This window comes from Lewinellaceae bacterium (assembly GCA_020636105.1).
Classification (GTDB): Bacteria; Bacteroidota; Bacteroidia; order Chitinophagales; family Saprospiraceae; genus BCD1.
The window spans coordinates 1,127,588-1,150,180 of sequence record JACJYL010000002.1 but is presented as its reverse complement, the minus strand read 5'-3'; the positions used below and the strand labels follow the sequence as shown (position 1 = coordinate 1,150,180).

Annotated in this window: 18 protein-coding genes; 13 read left to right on the top strand and 5 right to left on the bottom strand. The window is 44.2% G+C overall.

Annotated features, from left to right (window positions below):
* Positions 1-167: 167 nt before the first annotated feature.
* From H6571_21640 to H6571_21625, 4 genes are all read left to right on the top strand, one after another.
* Positions 168-2,684: a PIG-L family deacetylase gene (locus H6571_21640; protein ID MCB9326357.1), complete on the top strand. Its 2,517-nt coding sequence runs from the start codon at positions 168-170 to the stop codon at positions 2,682-2,684.
* A 183-nt stretch (positions 2,685-2,867) separates the two neighbouring features.
* Positions 2,868-3,215, top strand: coding sequence for a helix-turn-helix transcriptional regulator (locus H6571_21635; GenBank protein MCB9326356.1), 348 nt, complete (start codon positions 2,868-2,870; stop codon positions 3,213-3,215).
* A 22-nt stretch (positions 3,216-3,237) separates the two neighbouring features.
* Positions 3,238-3,948 (top strand): M23 family metallopeptidase, encoded by a 711-nt coding sequence (locus H6571_21630; protein MCB9326355.1) that lies wholly within the window; start codon positions 3,238-3,240, stop codon positions 3,946-3,948.
* 466 nt (positions 3,949-4,414) lie between these two features.
* Positions 4,415-5,347, top strand: coding sequence for a M48 family metallopeptidase (locus H6571_21625; GenBank protein ID MCB9326354.1), 933 nt, complete (start codon positions 4,415-4,417; stop codon positions 5,345-5,347).
* A 1-nt stretch (position 5,348) separates the two neighbouring features.
* On the opposite strand, the gene H6571_21620 is transcribed toward H6571_21625, so the two are convergent.
* From H6571_21620 to H6571_21610, 3 genes are all read right to left on the bottom strand, one after another.
* Positions 5,349-5,945 carry an RloB domain-containing protein gene (locus tag H6571_21620; protein MCB9326353.1) on the bottom strand — a complete coding sequence of 199 codons (597 nt, stop codon included), beginning with the start codon at positions 5,943-5,945 and terminating at the stop codon, positions 5,349-5,351.
* A 3-nt stretch (positions 5,946-5,948) separates the two neighbouring features.
* Complete coding sequence (locus tag H6571_21615; GenBank protein ID MCB9326352.1) at positions 5,949-7,151, bottom strand: ATP-binding protein; 1,203 nt, start codon at positions 7,149-7,151, stop codon at positions 5,949-5,951.
* 140 nt (positions 7,152-7,291) lie between these two features.
* Positions 7,292-8,296, bottom strand: a complete 1,005-nt coding sequence (locus H6571_21610; protein MCB9326351.1) for a zinc-binding dehydrogenase — start codon at positions 8,294-8,296, stop codon at positions 7,292-7,294.
* A gap of 192 nt (positions 8,297-8,488) precedes the next feature.
* Between H6571_21610 and H6571_21605 the strand changes: the two genes are divergently transcribed.
* The 6 genes from H6571_21605 (at position 8,489) to H6571_21580 (ending at position 14,589) form a co-directional block, all read left to right on the top strand.
* Entirely contained in the window at positions 8,489-10,249 is a 1,761-nt protein-coding gene (locus H6571_21605; GenBank protein MCB9326350.1) for a hypothetical protein, read from the top strand.
* Positions 10,250-10,449: 200 nt separating this feature from the next.
* A complete protein-coding gene (ribA, locus tag H6571_21600) occupies positions 10,450-11,040 on the top strand; it encodes a GTP cyclohydrolase II (protein MCB9326349.1) in 591 nt (196 codons plus the stop codon).
* A gap of 79 nt (positions 11,041-11,119) precedes the next feature.
* Positions 11,120-12,061: a RibD family protein gene (locus H6571_21595; GenBank protein ID MCB9326348.1), complete on the top strand. Its 942-nt coding sequence runs from the start codon at positions 11,120-11,122 to the stop codon at positions 12,059-12,061.
* Positions 12,062-12,149: 88 nt separating this feature from the next.
* Positions 12,150-13,106, top strand: coding sequence for a zinc-binding alcohol dehydrogenase (locus H6571_21590; protein MCB9326347.1), 957 nt, complete (start codon positions 12,150-12,152; stop codon positions 13,104-13,106).
* Positions 13,107-13,235: 129 nt separating this feature from the next.
* Positions 13,236-13,607 (top strand): 6-carboxytetrahydropterin synthase, encoded by a 372-nt coding sequence (locus H6571_21585; GenBank protein MCB9326346.1) that lies wholly within the window; start codon positions 13,236-13,238, stop codon positions 13,605-13,607.
* Positions 13,597-14,589 (top strand): glycosyltransferase family 4 protein, encoded by a 993-nt coding sequence (locus tag H6571_21580; GenBank protein ID MCB9326345.1) that lies wholly within the window; start codon positions 13,597-13,599, stop codon positions 14,587-14,589. Before H6571_21585 ends, H6571_21580 begins: the two co-directional genes overlap by 11 nt.
* A 38-nt stretch (positions 14,590-14,627) precedes the next feature.
* Here the strand turns inward: H6571_21580 and H6571_21575 are convergent, their stop codons facing one another.
* Positions 14,628-15,098, bottom strand: a complete 471-nt coding sequence (locus H6571_21575) for a nucleoside triphosphate pyrophosphohydrolase family protein (GenBank protein MCB9326344.1) — start codon at positions 15,096-15,098, stop codon at positions 14,628-14,630.
* 167 nt (positions 15,099-15,265) lie between these two features.
* On the opposite strand from H6571_21575, the gene H6571_21570 reads away from it, so the two are divergent.
* Positions 15,266-17,215: a T9SS type A sorting domain-containing protein gene (locus H6571_21570; protein ID MCB9326343.1), complete on the top strand. Its 1,950-nt coding sequence runs from the start codon at positions 15,266-15,268 to the stop codon at positions 17,213-17,215.
* 173 nt (positions 17,216-17,388) lie between these two features.
* Here the strand turns inward: H6571_21570 and H6571_21565 are convergent, their stop codons facing one another.
* Positions 17,389-20,229, bottom strand: coding sequence for a VCBS repeat-containing protein (locus H6571_21565; GenBank protein ID MCB9326342.1), 2,841 nt, complete (start codon positions 20,227-20,229; stop codon positions 17,389-17,391).
* Positions 20,230-20,522: 293 nt separating this feature from the next.
* On the opposite strand from H6571_21565, the gene H6571_21560 reads away from it, so the two are divergent.
* Both H6571_21560 and H6571_21555 read left to right on the top strand, forming a co-directional pair.
* Entirely contained in the window at positions 20,523-21,119 is a 597-nt protein-coding gene (locus H6571_21560) for a hypothetical protein (protein ID MCB9326341.1), read from the top strand.
* Between the two features lie 31 nt (positions 21,120-21,150).
* Positions 21,151-22,446: a hypothetical protein gene (locus H6571_21555; protein MCB9326340.1), complete on the top strand. Its 1,296-nt coding sequence runs from the start codon at positions 21,151-21,153 to the stop codon at positions 22,444-22,446.
* Positions 22,447-22,593: the final 147 nt, after the last annotated feature.

The window sequence follows — 22,593 nt, the reverse complement described above, 5'->3', positions numbered from 1 at the left end:
CAAATCTTTCCTTACCTTGTTTACTCAATTACGAACCTGCCTCCTGATGTCGTCAGGCAGGTTTAAAATTACAAATTCAGCGATTGGATTTCCAATTATTCAATCCTTGTAACTAATTACGGCCAGCGGTTTTCAGACCGGAGGCATGCTTAAAAAACTTGTTTAACATGACCAGAACACCCTTCTTTTTAACTTTACTCTTCGTATTTACTGCTTTGCTGAACCTCCAGGCCCAGATGCCTGAAAAATTGACTTCAGCGGAAATTTATGCAGACATTCAGAAACTCAATTTCCTGGGCTCGGCACTTTACGTCGCGGCGCATCCGGATGATGAAAATACACGGTTGATCTCCTGGCTTGTCAATTACAGAAAGGCGGAAACCACTTACATGTCCCTGACACGTGGGGACGGGGGCCAAAACCTGATCGGAACGGAGATCGAAGAACTGCTGGGGTTGCTTCGTACCCAGGAACTGCTTGCCGCCAGAAGGATCGATGGCGGGAACCAGCGATTTACCCGGGCCAATGATTTTGGCTATTCCAAAGACCCGGACGAAACCTTTAATATCTGGGGTAAAAAGGAAATCCTGTCTGATGCCGTCTGGAACATACGGAATCTGCAACCGGATATCATTATCAACCGATTTGACCACAGGACGCCAGGGACGACTCACGGACATCATACGGCTTCCGCCATCATCGGGCTGGAAGCATTTTCTGCTGCCGGAGATCCGACCGCCTTCCCAGAACAGTTGAATTATATCAATGCCTGGCAACCCACCCGGATCTTTATGAATACCTCCTGGTGGTTTTATGGCAGCCGGGAAAATTTTGACAAATCGGATAAGTCCAACCTGATCTCCATGGATGTCGGAGTTTATTACCCAATATTGGGTAAATCCAATAATGAAATTGCTGCGTTGAGCCGTAGCCAGCATAAATGCCAGGGCATGGGAAATACAGGAAACCGGGGTTCCGAAGATGAATATTTGGAGTTGCTCAAAGGGGCCATGCCCAAAGGAAATGACCTTTTCGAAGGCATCAATACCACCTGGACCCGTTTAAAAAACGGCGGACCGATAGGCGAGATACTGGCCAGAGTGGAGGCTGATTTTAAATTTGACAAGCCTTATGAAAGCGTTCCTCAACTGGTGAAAGCCGCAACACTCATCCAGGCTTTGCCCGACAGTTATTGGAAGAAGGTAAAACTCGACGATATTCGGGAGGTGATCAAGGCGTGTCTGGCACTTTATGTGGAGGCAGTGACCAGCGAACAATCTGCTACTCCGGGTCAGGAGGTGAAAGTGAACATGGAGTTTACCAATCGTTCTCCGATTGAGGTGACGCTTGAATCTGTTTCCTTTTTGCCAATGAATGCGGAAGTGGAAGCCAACCGTAAGCTTGAAAATAACAAAGAGAATAAACTCGAAAAGACCGTCACGTTGCCGCTGGATATACCGCTTACCAATCCATACTGGCTCAATGAAAAAGGACCGTTAGGTCGTTATAAGGTGACTGACCAGCTGTTGCGGGGACTCCCGGAAACACCGCATAATTTTAAAATGGCTTACGTGTTGAAGATTAATGGTATCCCATTGGAATTTGAAGAAACGGTGGTTTATAAATTTAGAGATCCCGTAGCCGGCGAGGTGTTTAATCCATTTGAGATCACGCCTCCCGTTTCGGCCGAACTGAATGAAGAAGTGTATATTTTTGGAGGGCATGAACCCCAAAAGGTACAGGTAACCGTCAAAGCAGGTAAAAACGATATCCAGGGTACGGTAGAATTATGTTATGGAAAAGAATGGAAGGTGGAGCCGCTGAATTATCCGCTTCAAATGACTCAGAAAGGAGAAGAACAGACCTTTACCTTCATGGTAACGCCTCCGGAAGAGCAGAACGAAGATTTCCTGTTGCCCATGGTGCGTATTGGGGAAGAAGCCTATACAAAGGAAAAAATTACCATTGATTACGATCATATTCCACTTCAAACTGTCTTCCGTGACGCAAGTGCCAAAGTGGTTCACATCGATTTGCGGAAAGCCGGGGATAATGTGGCATACATCATGGGCGCCGGAGATAAGGTGCCGACCGCCTTGCACCAAATTGGGTATAATGTGACCATGCTGGAAGATGGTGATATTACGCCGGAAAACCTCAAAAAATTTGATGCTGTGATCGTGGGTATCCGTGCCTACAATACCAATGACCGGATAAAATTCCAAAATCCTAAACTGCTCGAATACGTGAAAAACGGGGGCACCCTGATCGTGCAGTACAATACCAGTCGGGGTACCAATGTGCCTTCCAATGAAATGGGACCTTACCCTTTTGAATTGTCAAGGGACAGGGTGACGGTGGAAGATGCTGAAATGCGCTTGCTTGCTCCGCAGCATGAAGTGCTTAATTTCCCCAACAAGATCACTACGGATGACTTTAAAGGCTGGATCCAGGAACACGGCCTCTATTATCCCGACAAATGGGACGAAAAGTACACCGCCATCCTGTCTTCCAACGATCCGGGTGAAGATCCTAAAGACGGAGGCTTGCTGGTGGCTAAATACGGCGAAGGATATTACATCTATACCGGACTTTCCTTTTTCAGGGAATTGCCCGCAGGAGTGCCGGGAGCGTTTCGTTTGTTTGCCAACATGATTTCTATTGGCAAACAGACAAGACCATAGGAGTAGGTAACCTTTTTTCAATTTTTTTAACCGCAATGTGCGCAAAGGAATCGCAGTGGTCACAGAGAAATTTTGTACCCACAGCGATTCCTTTACATAAGTTGCGGTTATTTTTTTTGTCAAAAATTTGTATACATAAGAATATTATGTATCTTTGTCTTAGGTAATAATAAAACAGGCATTATGCAATCAAAAGAACTGCTCAAAGGCACCTTACAAACCATCGTATTAAAACTCCTGGCAGAAAACGGCCGCATGTACGGTTATGAAATCACCCGACACGTCAGGGAGCTTACTGATGGTGAACTTGAATTGACAGAAGGGGCATTGTATCCGACACTGCATAAACTGGAAGCGGAAGGATTTCTGGTCACCGAAAAAGAGAGCATCGGAAAGCGTGTCCGAAAATATTACTCCCTTACGCCTTCAGGTGCTCAGGTCTCCAACATTAAGGTACAGGAATTCGCGGAATTTGTCAAAATGATGCAATTGATCCTCAGTCCGAAAAAGATCAGCCCGATTACGGGATAGCCATTATTAAAAAATCAGAAAAATGTCAGAGCTAACATCGTTACAGACCCTCCTGGTAGAGCAGAGGCTTTCAGAGAGTCATCTAAAGTACCGTCCCTTACAGGAGGAATTACTCGATCATTTATGTTGTGCGGCCGAAGAAAACATGGCTATGGGCATGGCATTTCCCGAAGCCATGGAGGCCGCTTTTCGTCATTTTGGGGAGGGCGAATTTGAGACCATTGAACGTCAAACATTGTTAACCATTAAAAATAAGTACCTGATCATGAAGAAATTACCCGTTCTTACACTCATTGCTTTGCTTTTTAGCATTTCTGTTTCTCAAGCCATACAAAACGACCCGCCGAGTATCGCTCCGTTGAAGGGAGACTTTAAGGTCACCAGTGATTATGGGATGAGAGTACACCCTTTTTCCAAGGAGAAAAAGCTCCATCGCGGTATTGATATCAAGGCGCCGATTGGAACCGCTATTGTAGCTACCAGTGCCGGCGTTATTGTCTTTGCTGAAACTGATGGCCTCAATGGTTTAAAGGTTGTCATCAAACACGATGAGGAATTCCAAACCGCCTATTGCCATTTGTCAAAAATTGACGTTAAAAATGGTCAGAAGATCAACAAAGGCGATATCATTGGAGCCGTGGGCAATACCGGCGCTTCTACTGCCCCGCATCTGCACTACGAAGTGCTCAAAAACGGCGAGTATGTTGACCCGGCAGAGTTTATGAAACCCTAAGAAAGGCTAAAGGGAAAAGACAAAAGGCTAAAGGGAAAAGACAAACATGAGTTCATCCCGAATTTTCAAAAACTGTCTGAAATAGAAATTTTTTGATTATTTGAATTATTTTTTAAATGTAAAACCTGCCTGCAGACGCAGGAAGGCAGGTGTAAAACAAGGAATTTAAAACCTGCCTGCAGACGCAGGAAGGCAGGTGTAAAAGTGAGTGGGCAAAAGGTTTGGGTTTTGGAAAAAAGTCATTTTTTGTCGCAAAACACCTAACACACGACCCAAACACTTCTAAATTTTGCGGTTTATTTCTTTTGTAAAAGAAAAATCCCGAATTTAATCTGATTAGATGAAATTCGGGATGAACTCACGTTTTTTATGGGCCTGGGAGGAAGATCACGAATAATTTGTTGCCGGGGATTGTTTATCTTTACACTTTGAAACTTGCTGAAACTAAATATAAACATCCATCTACATGGAATTCAAAACCCTGCACAACCTCGCTCCCGGTGAATACGAGCATCCGCTCGACAAAAAAGCCCTGGATGCGCTTCAGACGACCCGTGGAATCGATACGGTGGTCCGGAAGTTCCACGAGCACGGCATTGAAAAGATCTTTACCATCCAGATCACGGGCAGCAATATTCAGGTCACTCCGGAAAGTTTTCCCGGGTTATTCGACATTTTCGAAAAAGTTTGTGAGGTCATGTACCTGACCATGAAACCGGAGGTATACATCTATCGAAGTGATGATCAATTACAGGGATTTACCACCGGCATGGAGCATCCCATTGTATCCCTGAGCAACGGAAGTGTTGAGTGTTTTTCTGAAGAAGAAATGATGTTCATCATTGGACGGGAAATCGGCCATATCAAGAGCAAGCATATTTTGTATTATGAAATCGGGGCCGTACTACCCTTGTTGAGTGATGTTTTTTCCGGGGTCACCCTGGGATTGAGTTCTCTTATTTCAATGGGTTTGCAAATTGCCCTGATGAACTGGAAAAGAATGGCGGAGTACACGGCTGACCGGGCTGGCTTACTGGCTTGTCAAAATGTGGATGCCGCTACATCAGCCCTCACCAAAATAGCCGGACTGCCCGCCACGCATTACGGCACCTTTAATCCGAATCATTTTGCCAAACAAGCCCGGCAGTTTAAAGGTTTTGATACAGGCAATTACAATAAGGCCATCAAATACATCAGCCTCATGTTCGGGGAACAACAGTGGGTCATCGACCGCGCCAAAGAATTGTATAAATGGGTGGATTCAGGAGACTATCAAAGGGTGGTGGATCGCAAGACGGAATTTAAATATATGGTACCCAAAACCCTTGTTTGCTACAATTGTGGGAGCAAAATTTCTGAAAATGACATTTCCTGTGATGGTTGTGGGATTTTGTTGTAAACTATGTAATTAATTCTAGAACGAGTATATCTACATCAACCCACATTGTTCTATCTGTTGGATGTGGTGAGGCAGAATTTTGAATTCGCAGCCATTCCGCATTTTTAAAAGCGGTCTGAAGATATTTCTTTAAAAAAGCAAAATCATTATTTGAAGCTTTTTTGTATTCTGGGTAATACTTTTTTAAGGATCCAACAACCTCTTTAGAATTTTTAAAACTTTTGGAAGTTTTAAGGAAATGAATTAGAAACCATACTTCAAAAGAAATTGCACTAAAAGCAATGTCAAAATTATTTTTCAAAGCTTCATTGTAGGCAATTTTTCTTTTCGGAGAATTATCATGATCAAATACTACCCATACTTTCTCAAAATCATTTCCTTGCATTTTTTCTTCGGTTGCTTTTTTCAGCGCTTCTTGTACAACTGTTTCAGGAGTAGGGTGTTTTGATTTGACAACATATGGTACTAATGCGGAAAGTTTTCTTTTAAATTGTTTATCCTCCTTTATCGCCTGGAAGTAATTTCGTTCCGTTTCTCCTTCACACATTATAAGAATCCTAGGGATAAGTTTTCTTTTTTTTCTTTTTGACCGGGGCATAGATCAATCGTTTATTTTGCTGAAGTTGTTTTGGAAATTTAGTTTGAAATTAAGGGATTCAATTCCTGGAATTCCACCGAATCTTCCTGATAAGTACCACTTTTCAAAAGGAGTATCTTTTCGTATTCCTTCAATGTCTGAAACTGAAAACAATTCAGATCTTCCTTTTTCATCCTTTTCTACAATCCAGATTTGATCTCTCCGTAAATTATTTTCTTTGCCTAATAGATTTGTATCGTGTGTCGCTAAAATTAGTTGAGCGTTTTTTGTATTGACTTCAGGATTGTTAAATAATTGAATAATATATTGGCTGATAATAGGATGAAGGCTTCTTTCAAACTCATCAAATAAAATGGTGCGGCCATTCATTAAAGCCCTAAGGACTAAGCCTCCAAGGACAAATAATTTTTGAGTGCCTGTTGATTCCTCTGCCAAAGGCATAGCGGAAAAGCCGATATTATTATCATTTTCATCAAAATTATCATGCACAGCAAAAATTTCATATTTCTCCCACGGAAGCTCACTTTCTTTTACGCTGAAATCAATAATTCCCGTGTCAAAACTCTGGAGCAATATTTTAAAATTTTGGATAAAGACATCATTATTGTCATTGAGCAATTCCTTTGCAATTCTATCCGAATAATAATTATCTACCCATGAATCAAGGAATGGGATAGCCATAAAATCATGGTTTACAAAGGAATATAGTGATTTTAATTGGGGAATATTATTTTGAGCTCCTTTAGATAAAAAAAGTTGATTCTCTGTGGTTAATTCCGCTACAACGGATTTATGCCCCTTCAGATGATCTCCAAAAACAAAATCTTGATGATCCCTGCTGAATAACAGCGCCTTTCTTTTTTGTGGATAATAATACAGATTTTCTTGTTCAACCCTGCTCTCTGAAAAAGAGAAAGAATAGGTGTATTTTATTTCTTCAATTAAGAAATCGGCTTCAAATTGAACGGGTGCTTTATTAAATTCAAAGCTGAAAGTAAAGGGTTCGTATTTTTCAAAAAAATCTCCGGGAGAATTATTGGCAGAAGTCAGGATCATCATTCGAAATGTCTGAATGGCCTTCATAAAGTTGCTTTTTCCAGAGGCATTTGAACCATAAATGATGGAAGATTTTAAGATCAAAAGTTTGCTGCTATCGTCATAAAAGGTATTTTGTAATTGTTCATCTTTATGATCATCAGCCAGCATAGAGAAGTTTTGTTCATCCCGGAAGGAGCGGAAATTTTGAAATCTAAATTCTAGCAACATTGTATTTAATCTTGTATTTCGTCAATTTTATACAAAAATAACAATTAAAAAGATAAAATGTTGTCTTTTCTCCTCTTTCACTACCAAACCACCCCGATCTTCCCCATCGTCAGTCTGTTTTCCAGGGCACTGTGCGCTTCATTCAGCTGATCTGCTGAATAGAGGCCTCCAACATGAGGATCGATCTTCCCTTCCGCAGCCAGTTGGGCGACTTGCTCCATGGCATATTGCAGTAAATCTTTTTTGTGATCTGCTATGCGCAGCATGTTTACGCCAATGAGCGATTTTGAATTCATGATAAACTGAACCGGGTGGTAAAAACCGAAAGACAGGCCGAATTTAACTTTGCCGAAAAAGTTGCTGGCTTCCAGCTGAGAGGCGGCTCCATAGGAAACCATTCGTCCCCCTTCTCCCAGCAGCTTAAATCCCTTTTTGAAGGTGCTGCCCCCGATGGAATCGTAAACCACGTCTATTTTTTCATCGATCACCTGGCTGAAATCGTGGGTGCGGTAATTGATGGGCACATCCACGCCATGTAATTTCAGGTATTCCAGTTTTTCATCCGACCCTGCTGTTCCATAGATCTTGCACCCTTTCGTTTTGCACAATTGCACGAGGGCCGTTCCCACTCCTCCGGCAGCGGCCTGGATGAGCACTTTTTCTCCCGGATAAACACTGGAGGCGATCTCTGCCGAAAAATACGCGGTAGTATATTGAACCCCGAGGGCAAGAGCTTTTCCGACAGGATATTCTTCTCCTATTTTGGCTACGCCCCGGGCATCGGTCACCACATGAGTGGCATATCCGCCGAAACGGGTGAAGGCAATAACCCGATCTCCTGTTTTGACATTTTTTACATCGGCTCCCGTTTCAGTTATTCGGCCTACTACTTCATAACCCACTACTGCCGGCAGAGGCGGGCAGTCGCGGTAAAGGCCCAGCCGTGCCGTTACATCCGCAAAATTCAAACCGAATCCTTCGACTTCAATGCTTACTTCCAGGTTTCCTGGTTTTGGCAATTTGAGGTCCCTCAATTCAAAAGCCACTTCAGGACTTCCGTTTTTTACGAGAAAAAATGCTTTCATGGCAGCTGTATTTATTGATCGTTCCTTTGTTGCGCTCCGATAGTGCACCTAAAGGTTTGAAAATTAAAAACTTATCTCTTTAGTTTTGTGAGATTTGTGTCTAATATTCTTTTTAAGGAGTCCTCTGTCGAAGTTCGCTAAGGTACAAAACAATGACAATTTCCCTACCTTTGTTCCTCAAAATGAATATTGATGAACAAACTGTTAACCTTTCTTTTGTCGATTTCGTTTTCCGGATTACTTTGTGGTCAGGGAAGCCTGATTCCGTTGGGCAACGAAGCCTACCATATCCTGGACCGGCTTGAGGTAAAAACGGGCATAAAAGCGCCCTATCATGCCGCCGTCAAAGGGTGGAACAGAAGCGATGCGATCCGGTATGCGCTGAGGTTGGATTCGGCTGATTTTAAGCGTTCCTCCCTCGACGAAAGTGATCTGCTTTATCTCTTTCTCGATAACAACGAATGGCTCGGCATCGGTCAATTTGCGACCACTTTGCTGGGCACAAAAGAAACCACTTCCCAGGGGGGCACCACGCAGATGGAAGCGAGTCTGGCGGACCCCAGGTTTGTCCTCAGCCGGCGTCCAATTTTTAAGTATTTCTACCAGACACCCGCCAATTTTTTTGATATCAATGACAAATACTTTCACATCAGGGTGAATCCCTTGTTGGATCTCAATGTTTCCAAAAGTGAAGATCGGTTGTATTTTATGAACATGAGGGGACTGCAAGTCAGGGGGGGAGTAGATGACCGCTTGTATTTTTTTATGAATATACAGGAAACCCAGGCAGGTTTTCCCGATTACGTCAATGATCGGTTTGATCGTTACAAATACATCCCGGGCCAGGGATTTGTGAAGCCTTATCAGAGCAGATTGTTTGATGTGGAAAACGGCCACGATTATTTAAACGGGCAAGGATATCTCGGATACAATATTACCCGTCATGTAGGGATGCAATTCGGATACGGGAAACATTTTATCGGGAACGGTTACCGCTCGCTTCTCCTGTCTGATTTTTCCAATAATTTCCTGTACCTCAAAATCAACTGGAAGGTGTGGAAATTTCATTACCAGAATATTTTTGCAGAATTGACGGCAGGGACCCATAAGTCTGTTCCAGGAGGCACTTTGGTCAATAAAAAATACATGGCAGCCCATTACCTCAGTTTTCGGCTGCTGCCAAATCTGGAGTTGGGTTTCTATGAAACAGTTATTTTTAGCCGGACGAACCACTTTGAGTTCCAGTATCTCAACCCGGTGATCCTTTACCGCTTGGTGGAACACAGTATCGGCAGCCCGGACAATATCCTGATTGGTCTGAATGCGAAGTGGAACTTTTTGCATCGTTTCCAGTTGTATGGTCAATTAATGCTCGACGAATTTAAATTCAATGAATTGTTTATAGATCGCAACGGTTGGTGGGCTAATAAATATGGTATTCAATTGGGCCTTAAGTATTATGACGTGTTCGGAATAGACCATTTTGATCTCCAGGCGGAATACAATTCAGTACAGCCTTATACCTATACTTTCAGGGATAATTCGGCTACTTATACCCATTACGACCAGCCATTGGCCCATCCCCTTGGAGCGAACTTTCGGGAATGGATTTTGTTGGGGAGATACCGGCTCAACAGCAAATGGTTGCTGGAAGGCAGGGTTATAGGCTCCAACTATGGAGAAGACACCCCTGACGAAAACTGGGGAAACAACATTTTGCTTTCCTACGAGTCAAGGGTACGGGATTATGGCAATGAATTAGGACAAGGGGTAAAAGCCCGGTCTCTGTTGGCAGGTTTTGAGGTAAGTTATATGGTGAGGCATAATATTTTCCTGGATGCGCAAATGTTTTATCGCAATAAAAACAGTGAGAACAATAACCTGGATCAAAACCTGCTTTACTTCGGTGCAGGGGTGAGAATGAATATTGCTAAAAACAGGATGGATTTTTAAGGGAATTGCAGGTTAATAAAATTCTTTGGGAGGAATTTATTAAATTTGCAGCAAGAGCTTGCCAATTTTATTACCAAAATCCTGGTGGAATAAAACAATTTACTCTTGTATGTTGTACATTCATGCATGAGAACATAAACCATTTAATTGGTTTTGGCATTAACAAATAAAAGGATTAGTCTCCTTTTTTAAATAAACAGTTGATGAAAAAACAGGCAGAAGCCATTATTCCTACTCCGTGGGGGGAATTCAATATGATCGCGTTTGCAGAGAAAGAGGAAGAGTGGATGCCACATTTGGCTTTGGTTCATAAATCCTGTGATATTACGGCGGGCCCTGTGCTGACCAGGGTACATTCCGAGTGTATCACAGGGGATCTTTTTGGTTCAAAACGCTGCGATTGCGGAGAGCAACTGACCATGGCTTTGAAAATGACTGCTGAGCAGGGGGGGATCGTTCTTTATTTGAGACAGGAGGGCCGCGGGATTGGAATCATCAATAAATTAAAGGCTTACAATCTCCAGGATAAAGGATTCAATACGGTAGATGCCAATCTTCATCTTGGCCTGGAGCGCGATGCCCGCCAATACGATATTGCTGTTGAAATGCTCGTTTCCCTTGGTATTTTCGAAATTAAACTGTTGACCAATAACCCTGAAAAAATCGAAGCTTTCGAAAAAGGGCCTGTTACCGTTACCGACCGAATACCGATCATCATCCAGCCCAATGAGGATAATTGGGGTTATCTGAAAACCAAGCAGGATGAGATGGGGCATTTGTTCAAATTGTAAAATCTGTTGAACGCCTGCCTTACGGTTGTAGGTAACCTTAATATCATTTGGACAAAAGGGAATAAACTTTCTTCCGTTTATGAAGGACAAGTTATGGCTAAAGCTACTTGAGTTAAAATCACTCATAGATTCCTATGAAGGAAAAATCGCTTTTTGTCATATACTTATGGATGGGGATGTTTCCATTAATCATCTTCAACGAATTGATAAAAAAAACCGCTCAATACTCGTCCTGATGGATGAACAATCTGCTTTGGATGCCGGCAAAAGCACCGTCTTTTCGATGGAGAGCCATTTTGAGATCGAAGTGAAGCAGAAAGGGCTTTTGAAAAAGAAGCATCTGAAGTTCCTGCAAATCTATCTCCCATTCTGCTTTTTTAAATTATTGGCCATTTCCAGTGAAAGAGCGGTCACGGTAGCTCATTTCGCACAAACCCTCGACGGTAAGATCGCCACCACCAGCGGTCATTCCAGGTGGATCGGTAATGAAGAAAACCTCATCCACGCCCACCGAATGCGGGCTTTATGTGACGCGATAATGGTGGGGAGTGGAACCGTCAAGCTCGATCAGCCCCGGCTGACCGTACGCCTGGTGCCGGGAAAAGATCCGCACCGTGTCATTCTGGGGCATTCGTGTGAGGATTTTTCAAGCCTGTTCAAAGCCTGCCCGGATAGGATAACAGTGATCGGTCGGGAGGACTGTTCCTTCCCTGAAGGGATCGATTATTTTAAAATGGATACCGGAGCGCAGCAAATCGATTCAGAGGCCATTTTACGTTTTTTGTTTTCCCGAGGTATTTATGGTGTTTACATTGAAGGGGGCCCCCGGACAACTTCTAATTTTATAAAGGACAAAAAAGTGGATGTGCTTCAGCTACACCTGGCTCCCATGTTATTTGGGTCGGGCATACAGGCCATTAACCTTCCCCATATAGAACAGGTCGCCGACGGGTTGCAATTCGAGTCTTTCCGCTTTTGGAAAATGGGGGATGCCATCATGTTTGCCGGATGCCTTGTTTGATGGAGAGATTACTGCTTTGGCACTATTCTTCAATCAGGATTAAGAATTGTTTAAAAAAGTTAGATGGCTTTTTTTAAATCAAAAATATATGATATCATCCTTATGGCACGAGTCGGCACACCACTCAGCACTCCGGCAGGAGAAAAAAAAGAGGGTGGCTGAAGGAATGTTAGAGGTGGAAAGTTTGTATTCTCTCATCAGCACGGGTACAGAAAGACTTGTCGCCAAAGGAGAAGTGCCGGACTCGGCCCGGCAAGCGATGAAGGTGCCCTATATGAGAGGGGATTTTTCCTTTCCGGTGAAATATGGTTATTCCCTGGTCGGAGAGGTGACGACAGCAGGACCGTATAAGGGAAAAATGGTGCATATACTGCATCCGCACCAGAGCGGTTGCCTGGTGGATGAAACCGCTGTTTTTGTCATTCCGGAAGGAGTGCCTGCAAAAAGGGCTACCCTGGCCAGCAATTTGGAAACGGTAGTGAATGCGATTTGGGATGCCGGGCTGAACGTCGGTGACAAGGTGCTGGTAGCCGGTTTTGGAATGATAGGGGCCTTGCTGTCCAGAGTGATTGCCATGATACCGGCGGTGGATCTGGTAGTGCTGGAAAAGGATGAAAAAAAGAGGTTGTTGGGCAAAAGCATGGGATTTGACATAGTGGAAGATATTTCCATGCAGGAGTTTGATTTAGCTTTTAATACAACCTCCAGCGGAGCTGCTTTGCAGCAATGCATTGAGTCGGTCGGAAGGGAAGGGAAAGTGGTGGAATTGAGTTGGTATGGCACAAAAGAAGTCGTGCTCCACCTGGGAGGAGATTTTCATTATCAAAGGAAACAGATCATCAGTTCACAGGTATCTCAAATCCCGGCGAGCCGGCGCGCACGCTGGGATTATAAACGACGGAAGGAGACGGTTTTTAAATTGCTGCAATCTTCCGATTTTGATCAGCATATATCGGATGTGATTGCTTTTGATCATGCTCCTGCATTTTTCAAACAATTGAGAAGCGGTACATTTGAAGGATTGGGCTGTTGTTTGAAGTATTGATTTGCCCGCCGAGATGACACCTTTTGCCTGCCCGCTCTACCCTGCACGAAGATGTCACCTCCGCCAACCAAACCAGTAACCAGCAACCAGTAACGAGCAACCAGTAACCAGTAACCAGCAACACGCAATATGTACAGTATAAAAATCAGGCAACATATCATGATTGCCCATTCATTTGCCCACCCGGGGTTCGGCCCGGCTCAAAAGATGCATGGAGCCACTTATGTGGTGGATGTAAGTTTTTTTGCGGAAGCACTGAACGAAATGGCTGTAGTCATTGATATAGCCCTCGCTCATGAGGTGCTGAAGGAAGTGCTGACGCCACTGAATTATCAGAATCTGGATGAGTTGCCCCAGTTTAAAGGACAACTGACCACAACGGAATTTTTGGCCAAATATATTCACGACAAGGTGACAGAAGGGGTTATTGAATTCTTTTCTGGTAAAATAAAAGTCACTTTAGGGGAATCTCATGTGGCCTGGGCAGCTTATGAATCATAAGGATCATTCGTTGACTTTTGTGGTGCCACCACCGGCGTCCTTCCATTCCGGGGGGAATTTGTACAATGCTTTCCTCATCGAAGCTTTGAAGGAAGAAGGGGTGGCTTGTTCTCTGACGGAACCGGAAAAACTAACTACAGGAAATAAAGGCACTGTCTTTTGGGACAGCCTTTTCCTGGGTCGGCTGGAATATCTCGATTCTTCTGCCAGCAATTGGCTTATCGTTCATCATCTCGAAAGTCTTTATCCTCCTGAAGGCTTTTCATCTGCGCAATGGTTTGAGCAGGAGGAACGCCGGTTGTTGGAGCAATTTGACGGTTTTTTGGTAAGTAGCCCTTTTACAGCGGCATATCTCCGGGGAAAAAATTTAGGGGATCAGGACATCCTGGTGATCGAGCCAGCCCTTCTATTTGAGCTTGAAACGCCAAAACGACAAGTTAAATCCATCCGGGCTTTAATGGTGGCGAACCTGCAGGAAAGAAAAGGAATATTCCCTTTTTTGGAGGCCCTCGCTGTTCATGAACCTGGTTTTGATTTTTCGTTGACCATCGCCGGCAGTGCAGCTATGGAGCCTGGTTACGCAAAAAAGTGTATGGACTTTATGGAAAGCGAGCCCAACCTTGGAGGCAAGGTTTTTTATGAAGGAGCCAAAACTCCGCAGGAAATCCGGGCATTGTATTGGGAGGCAAACCTTTTTATTTCAACGGCTTTCATGGAAACTTACGGCATGGCACTGCAGGAAGCCGCAGCCACCGGTCTTCCTTTACTTGTGATGAAGGGGGGCAATGCAGGCAATCACGTCATTGAAGGTCAAAATGGACTTGTTTTCGAAACCATCCCCCAATTGGTGCAGGAATTAAATGTGTTGGCGAAAGATTTAAAAAAATTATCATGGCTGGGAGAAAATGCAGCCCGGCTTGCCAAAAACAACCATTATTCCTGGAAAGATGCCGCAAAACTCCTGATCAATCATCTAAAATAACGGCCCCTCGTCTCCCGTCTCCCGTCCACCGTCCACCGTTATTCCCCCAGAATCTTTTCCAGGTCCGCAGGCGAGTAGTTGATGGATTTTAAAGTCTTACGATCTTCCTTGCGATAAACGAGGTAGTGATCCCCGGATTTTTCGATAAAACTTTCAAATCCTCTCGTTGCTTTGTAATGTTTTTGTGTAGCTTCGGCCTCCTCAAGGGTATGGCATGTTTTGCTCATGTTGGAACGCTGAACTTCGTCGAAAAGGGCCTTGAATTTTTCCCCGAGGCCGAATTCGAGTACGGCACCGGACAAAACATACTGGAGATCACAAAGGGCATCGGCGATCTCCACAAGATCTTTATCTTCAATGGCTTTTTTGAGTTCGTTGAGCTCCTCCGAGAGCAGAGCCACACGCAGGTTGCAGCGTTTTTCGGAAGGAATGATGGGGTTGGGTTCGACGGGATGTTTAAAGGTCCGGTGAAAGGCTGCTACCTGGTTAAGTGCGTCGAGTTTTTCCATAGTTCTGTTTACGATGATGGCTGACAAATATTGTCATGGTTTTTTAAAAATAAAGGACAAAAATATAATAAATTTATGATTGAAGAGAAATTGAATGAGATTGAATGAGATGGAGGCAGACCGTTCCCATTGAAGTAAGAAGTTAGCAACGAAAAAAACATAAACACATGAACTTTAAACTTTCCTTGAAATACACTTTAACCATTTTGGTTTTTGCCATTTTGTTTTTGTCGATTAAAAATAATGGCGAAGCGGATTATGTAATGGGTAAAAAGCTGAAGATGCCTGTTGGTCATGCCGGTTTTTTTTCACCCCCGCCTCCTAATGTGGACAGCACAAAAATATTTCCGACAGCTTCTGATTGTGTGGCTTGTCATGGTTTTGATCCCAATGGAAATGCACTGGTGGATTTTTTCGGGAACGATGTGAATATTTATGACGATTGGCGTCCGACCATGATGGGAATGTCTGCCAAAGATCCGTTTTGGCGGGCCAAGGTAAGTCATGAAACGCTCATCAACCCTGGTCATGCAGATGCTTTGGAAACGGTATGTACCAGTTGCCATGCGCCAATGGGTCACTACAATGCCATGTACGCCGGTGCCGAACACTATACTATTGCAGAAATGCTGACCGATACCATTGCCCTTGACGGCGTTTCCTGCGCGGTTTGCCATAAGTTGAGTTCCACGGATATTGGCGAGCACAATAGCGGGTTTATGGTTTTTGATACGGCGAGGGTGTTATACGGGCCTTATCCCGGTCCTTTTCAAGCCCCCATGCAACTCTATACGGGGTTCACGCCAACTTATGGCCCCCACATCAATGATGCGGGAGTTTGTGCTTCCTGCCATACGCTGATCACTCATTCTGTTGATCTGGAAGGACAGCCTACCGGCAATGAGTTTGTGGAACAGGCCACTTACCACGAATGGCTCAATTCAACATATAATGATGAGAACATCACCTGCCAGGGTTGTCATATGCCACGACTGGAGGAACCCGTGATCATTTCTTCCGACAATATGAAAATTGAAGGCAGGGTTCCTTTCGGCCTTCACGAACTTACCGGGGCCAATACTTTTATGTTGCAGTTGATGAAAAATAACCGGGATACCCTGGGACTTGACGCCAAATTGTCGGCTTTCAATGAGACGATTGCCAAGACGTTTACGATGCTCAAATCAAAATCACTGGACATTTCGCTGAGTTTTGTAGAAGCTCAGAATGATACGGCCTTTTTCAACCTTGAGCTCACCAATAAAGCGGGACACAAATTTCCTTCCGGATATCCGAGTCGCCGTGCTTATGTCGAATTTTTTATGATTTCTGAAGCTGGAGATACCCTTTTTCATTCCGGGAAAATGGGTGAAAATTATGAAATAGTGGGGCAGGATCCGAATTATGAACCCCATTATAATGTCATCAACCAGGAAGATCAGGTGCAAATTTACCAGTTAGTGCCTGTAGATGTAAATGGCAATTTTACCACCATCCTGGAGCGGGCCAATACCCCGGCCAAGGACAATCGTCTGCCGCCCCTTGGATTTACCACGGATGATGTGGTTTATGATACCACGGTGATTGCCGGAACAGCCTTAATCGATCCTGATTTTAACAGGAATGACCTGGGAGTAGAAGGCACGGGAAAAGACATCATTCATTATCACGTTCCTTTAAACGGATACAATGGCATTGTTAAGGTAAGAGCGAAAGTGCATTACCAAACGCTGCCTCCAAGATGGGTGAGTGAGTTGTTTGCAGTGAGTACCCCCGAGATCGAATTGTTCAAAGGCATGTTCCTTAATGCCGATCGTCTGCCGGTGGTGGTGAAAGAACAACTGTTGTCCAATATTCTTATCCCGGAATATGTGGCCGTGAACGAACCTTCGACCAATGATTTTTTGCTTTACCCAAACCCGGCTGCAGAAGGCACGGTATTGTTTGATCTTCCAAACGAGGTGCGGGTATTGAAAGTGGAAGTATTCAACCTGGCCGGACAACGGGTGAGATTTTTTGAAGGGAATCGGCGCCAGATCCATTTGGAGGGTAAAGGCCTTTTTGTGATCAGGGTGGAAACCGATCATGGGGTTATTTCACGGAGGATTGTTTTCTGATCCAACCTTGAGTATTTTCCTGGAGGACAGGAGTCCGCCACCTTTACCGTTGCCGACAGGATGTCGTGACGAGCATTATTTTTTTAAATAATACGGGTTGCGGATTTTCCATCCGCAACCCGTATCTCGCAGCATTTTTATTAGCAGCTAATTCCTTTTAAGGTATTCAATGCTTATTCAATGACCACTTTTCCAGTATAAATTTTATTACCACTTACGACTTCCACCAGGTAAAAGCCGCTGGTGGGGTTCCTTATGGAAACTTTCTGCGAGAGTGATTGATCGCGCACAGTGGTGGTCTGTACCAAGGCCCCTGCAAAGTTGTAAATATGTATTACGTCACCTTGCTGTGGTATTTCTTTTAGCTGAATGGTGAACTGCCCGGTGGAAGGATTGGGGGAAACCGTGAGGCTTCCCTGCGCATTTACTTCATTGGTGGCCGTCAAAATGAGTTCGACCGTAACCTCCACGGCGTCGCTGGAGCATATTTTTCCAATGGTTTTGATTTCCCAGTTGAAGAAATAGTAGTAGTATTCGATGCCCAGGTTGGAGTTTTTGATACTCAATACTTCATCTACAATATAAGGATAAGCAACCCCCATATTACTTCTTTGAAATCTGGGGGAATTGGTGCCGAAGATTTCCAGGTTTTTTTCTGTATTGGTAGTAAGAACCATGTCTTCTCCGGCAGGTACTTCAAAATTCAAAGAAACGATCTGCTCACCTTCTACAGCAATGAAACTGAGGGATTGCAACACGTCGCCGTTGCTGTTACGCAGTTCAATGATCCGTTCCCCCGGGGTATCGGTATAAACGGTTACGTTTCTGAGGACGAAAGGTTCTAAAGCATCAAAAATCGTTTCACCGTTGTATTGGCCACCACTGTATGGGGTGCTGGCATTGGGGGCTTCCATTCCTGTAAAGAAGCTGGATTCAAAGGTCTGGGTGTTGGTCACGAAGTAAGACGTGGTTTCCAATAGCTCAGGAGTTTCAAAGGTATTCTCAGTACCGACCAGATTGCCGAGGGCATCAAACCAGTTAAGGCTGTCTCCAACGGCGGTCAATGTGGCAGAACCTATTTCATAAAGCGTGTCATTTTCCACTTCAGGAACCTCAGGATATAAAACCGTTACCCCGGGATAGAAGTCCGGAGAGGTGAAATCCTGACATAACCCTGGAACCGTAACATGATAACTATCTTCTCCCGATACTTCGATAGATTGGGTGGTTTCACCGTTGGACCATAAATAACTTTCTGCTTCTGAGGCAGTAAGGGTAATGGTTTCTCCCTGGCAGAGGGTTTGGTCTCCTTCCATGGCAATGGTAGGGGTGATTTCCGGATTGACAAGGATGTTGATGACAGCAGAAATGCCTTTACACCCGGAACCGTCGTCGATGGTCACATTATAACTTCCCTGGTCGGTCACATTGATCGTCTGGGTGGTATCGCCGGTGGACCAACTGTAGAAAAATCCTTCCGGAGCCACCAGGGTGGTGCTGTCCCCCGGACAAATGGTGGTTGATCCATCCACCGTCAGTTCTGCATTGGGGCTGATGCAATTGTTCTCATTTACGGTGATCAGCTGGTTCGCTTCCACATTTTCAAATTTATCGACAATTCCTGAAGGCCAGCGCACGATCAGGGAATCGATCATGTCGTTTTGCCCGAGCCCGAAATGGCAATTCATGGAATTTTGAATGCCGTAGCTTTCCCCTGATCTTACTTCACGCACCTGGATTCCCCAGTTGCCGTAGATTTCCACACGGGAACCTACCCCGCTTTTATTGCTTTGGTTGCCTGAAAGATGAACCGAAAGGTAATGATTGTCGCCACCGTTATTGATCCACAACACATCATCAATATTGGAAGGGTTGGTATAAATTTGGGCATAACCGCCATAAATGTCGAGGTAACCGTCATTGTTCAGATCCCCGATGCCGTAGGATTCCATGTCGTTATTATCGAATAATCCATTGACGAGGGAAAAAGTCTTGTCCCCGTTGTTGCGATACAATTGATGAGAACCTCCGGCGATCATAATATCCACAAAGCCATCGTTGTCAAAATCACGCATGACCCCCTGAATGGGAAATCCCCCTGTACCATTGATACCTGCCGTTACGGAGATGTCTGTAAAATGGCCGGTACCGTCATTTTCCAGCAGCATATTGGATACATCGTGGTTGGTGACAAAACAGTCGAGGTCACCGTCATTGTCAATATCATTGAAGTCCGCCGTCCAGGATTGGGCACCGATCTTGAGACCGTATGTTTCAGCGGCCTCGGTATAATTATTGTTGCCGTCGTTCACAAAAAGGGCGTTGATACGACGCGGGTCCGTAGGGTCGCTTACACCACCCCGGCATTTGGCAATGTACAGATCGATGTCGCCATCATTATCAAAATCGGTCCAGATGCTGCCGTAGTTCCCGGAATTGTCGGAAGCAGGAGTAGTCGTCATATCGATCCAGTAGTCTGCTTCGGAAAAAGTTCCATCTCCATTATTGGCCCAAATGCGGCTTTCCCCGTCATCGTGACAAACAAAAAGATCGAGAAAGCCATCATTGTTGATGTCGGCCATATTGGAGCACTGTGCGAAAATATTGGCTCCGGGCGCAAACTGGTTGGTATAAGCCGTACCATCGTCATTGGCGCTAAGTATTTTGATTTTGTCGTAATACCCGCCGGCCAGGATATCGTTGTAGCCGTTATTGTCCACATCACCGGCACACATGCTCCACTGGCTGCCGCCGTTTACCGTCATGACCGACAAACTGGAAAAACCATTTCCTCCGGGAAGCTGGTGCTGGATTTCAACCGTATGCCCGTTATCCATACGGGCGATGTCATCGAGTCCGTCGTTATTCATGTCCAGTACAGCGATCCCCACACCACTGTGAAAATTGCTGTTGGTGAGCAGGTCGTTCCGGTTGGTAAAAGAAATTTGTGCACTGAGTTGTACGGCCAGCAGGACGAACAATGCCGTTTTAATTGAAGTGTAGAATGATTGCATTTTTATGATTTGTAATTGAGGAAAAATGGTTTTGCACGGAAATGCCACCCAAGATAGACCAAAGATCAATTCTTACAAAAAATCGCTCCAAAAAATGAAGCCCGTATGTGCAGTTGGTAATTTGGGAGACAGGAATGAGGGATCTTCGCCTCCGGAATCTGGTATCTCAAATTAAAAAAGAAATCAAACTCAAATCATATTACCCCCATTTTACGTCCATGCTGCCCAAACAACATGTTTGCGAATATGCTCAAAGAACCGTATATTTGGTAATAACTTTAAATTCAAATCTCATGAATTCAACCAACCTAAAACCACTTTGGGGACTTTTGTGTCTGTTATTTATCCATTCTTCCGCCATTTTTTGTCAAACTATATTTGGAACGATTGCCAACGTGAATGATGAACCCATGGAGGGAGTGGTCGTCACGCTGTCCTGTGCATCAGGTTTTGTCACTGAAACGAATGCCGCCGGGATTTTTGTATTTGAAGGAATTCCGGAAGGAAGTGCCTGTGAGCTTTCGGTGAGTATGAATGGTGATGTATTAAATGGCGTTTCTACTTTTGATCTGTTGCTCATTTCCAAACATATACTTGGGCAAGCCCCCTTTAATTCCCCTTATCAATTGATCGCAGCCGATGTGGATCATAACGGCATAATCACCGAGGCAGATCTGCTTGACCTTCAGACGGTCTTTACCGGAATGGAAGAGGGTTTTCCTTCCAATACTTCCTGGCGGTTTGTTGATGCGGATTATATTTTTACAGATCCCGGAAATCCCGGAGAATACCCGGAGGTGGTCAATATTGGAAACCTCCAGGGTAATGTGGAAATTAACTACATTGCCATAAAAATCGGTGACGTCAATGGTTCCGCGGTACCGAACTGATCTTTTTTTATCAAATTGTAAACTATATCCCATGAACAAAACGACTCTCCCAATTTTTAAAATTCAGCTTTTGATGGCCGGCCTTTTCCTGTCGCAAACGACTTTCTACGGTCAAAACCTCAACATCAATTACACCCCATTGGAAAGCATCTGCAGTTTTGACACTTTAGGGTGTACCGGAGTGGTCAGTTTTCCTTTCAGCCTTTCGGCCAATGAAACGGAAGGCCTGACGGTTACGCATCAACTGTCCGTAAACGGAGCGATGCCAGGAGAAGACTTGTATGGCTCGTTGAGTGGTGTGTACCCCGGTTATTTTATTTCAGGAAATTATCCCATAGGTCAATATACTTTTGAGGTGACGGCGATCCGTGGGGTGGATACCCTGGTGGCGGATGTGAGTTTTAGTGTGGTGGATTGTGTGGCGCCTGTGTTGGAGTGTGTAAACGGGCTTGCCGTTACCCTGATGCCCCAATCCAATGTCAATTGTTGCGGTATTTTGGTTTTTGCTTCAAGTTTTGTCACAAATGCATTAGATTATTGTTCTGAACCGCTGACCTATTCTATCCATAGAACAAGTGAAATCATTTCAGGGGAGGATATTCCTTCCATGGAACAGGACAGTATCTTTTTTGATTGTAACGACGAATCGACAATATCACTAACTGTTTTTATCTGGGATAATACTTTCAATCCTTATGCCCTTCAGCCAGATGGAATGCTTGGCGGACCCAATTACAGCTCCTGTGAGTTATACGTTTTTCTTCAAATTTGGCCCACTTGTGTTACAGAAGGGGATCCTGTTATTGCTGGGTTCATAGGAACAGAAGATGATGAAGGGGTGGGGAATGTCAAAGTGGTTCTTACCAATGAAGCTGAACAGGTTAGTTTTACGGCAACGGATGGGAGTTATTATATGTATAATATTTATTTTGGAGAAGAATTGACCATTTCCCCTTCCTTTAATGGAAATCCCAATAACGGGGTTTCCACCTTTGATGCTGTGTTGATTCAAAAACACATATTGGGTTTACAAACATTAGACTCTCCTTATAAAATAATAGCGGCGGATGTGAATCATTCAGGACATGTTTCGATTTTAGACATCATCCAGCTACGGAAACTCATTTTGGGTATTTATGATGAATTTCCCGAAAACAATTCCTGGCGTTTTGTCGATGCAAGTTATGTTTTTCCAGATCCAAATTTTCCTTGGGCAGAGGCTTTTCCTGAGGTGATACATATTAATAATTCTTCTGCGGATCAATTGAATGTAAATTTCATCGCCATAAAAATCGGTGACGTAAACGGTTCTGCCTTGCCGAATTGATCTTTTTTTTTTAATTTTTGTTTCAAAAATAAAACCCTTGGCGTAAGTTGGCGGCATACCTTGAAGAAGATTGAGGGAGATTGAAAGAGATTGAGGAAGATTGAAACAACCCCGACCTGACGGTACTGATGTCGTGAAGCTCCATTT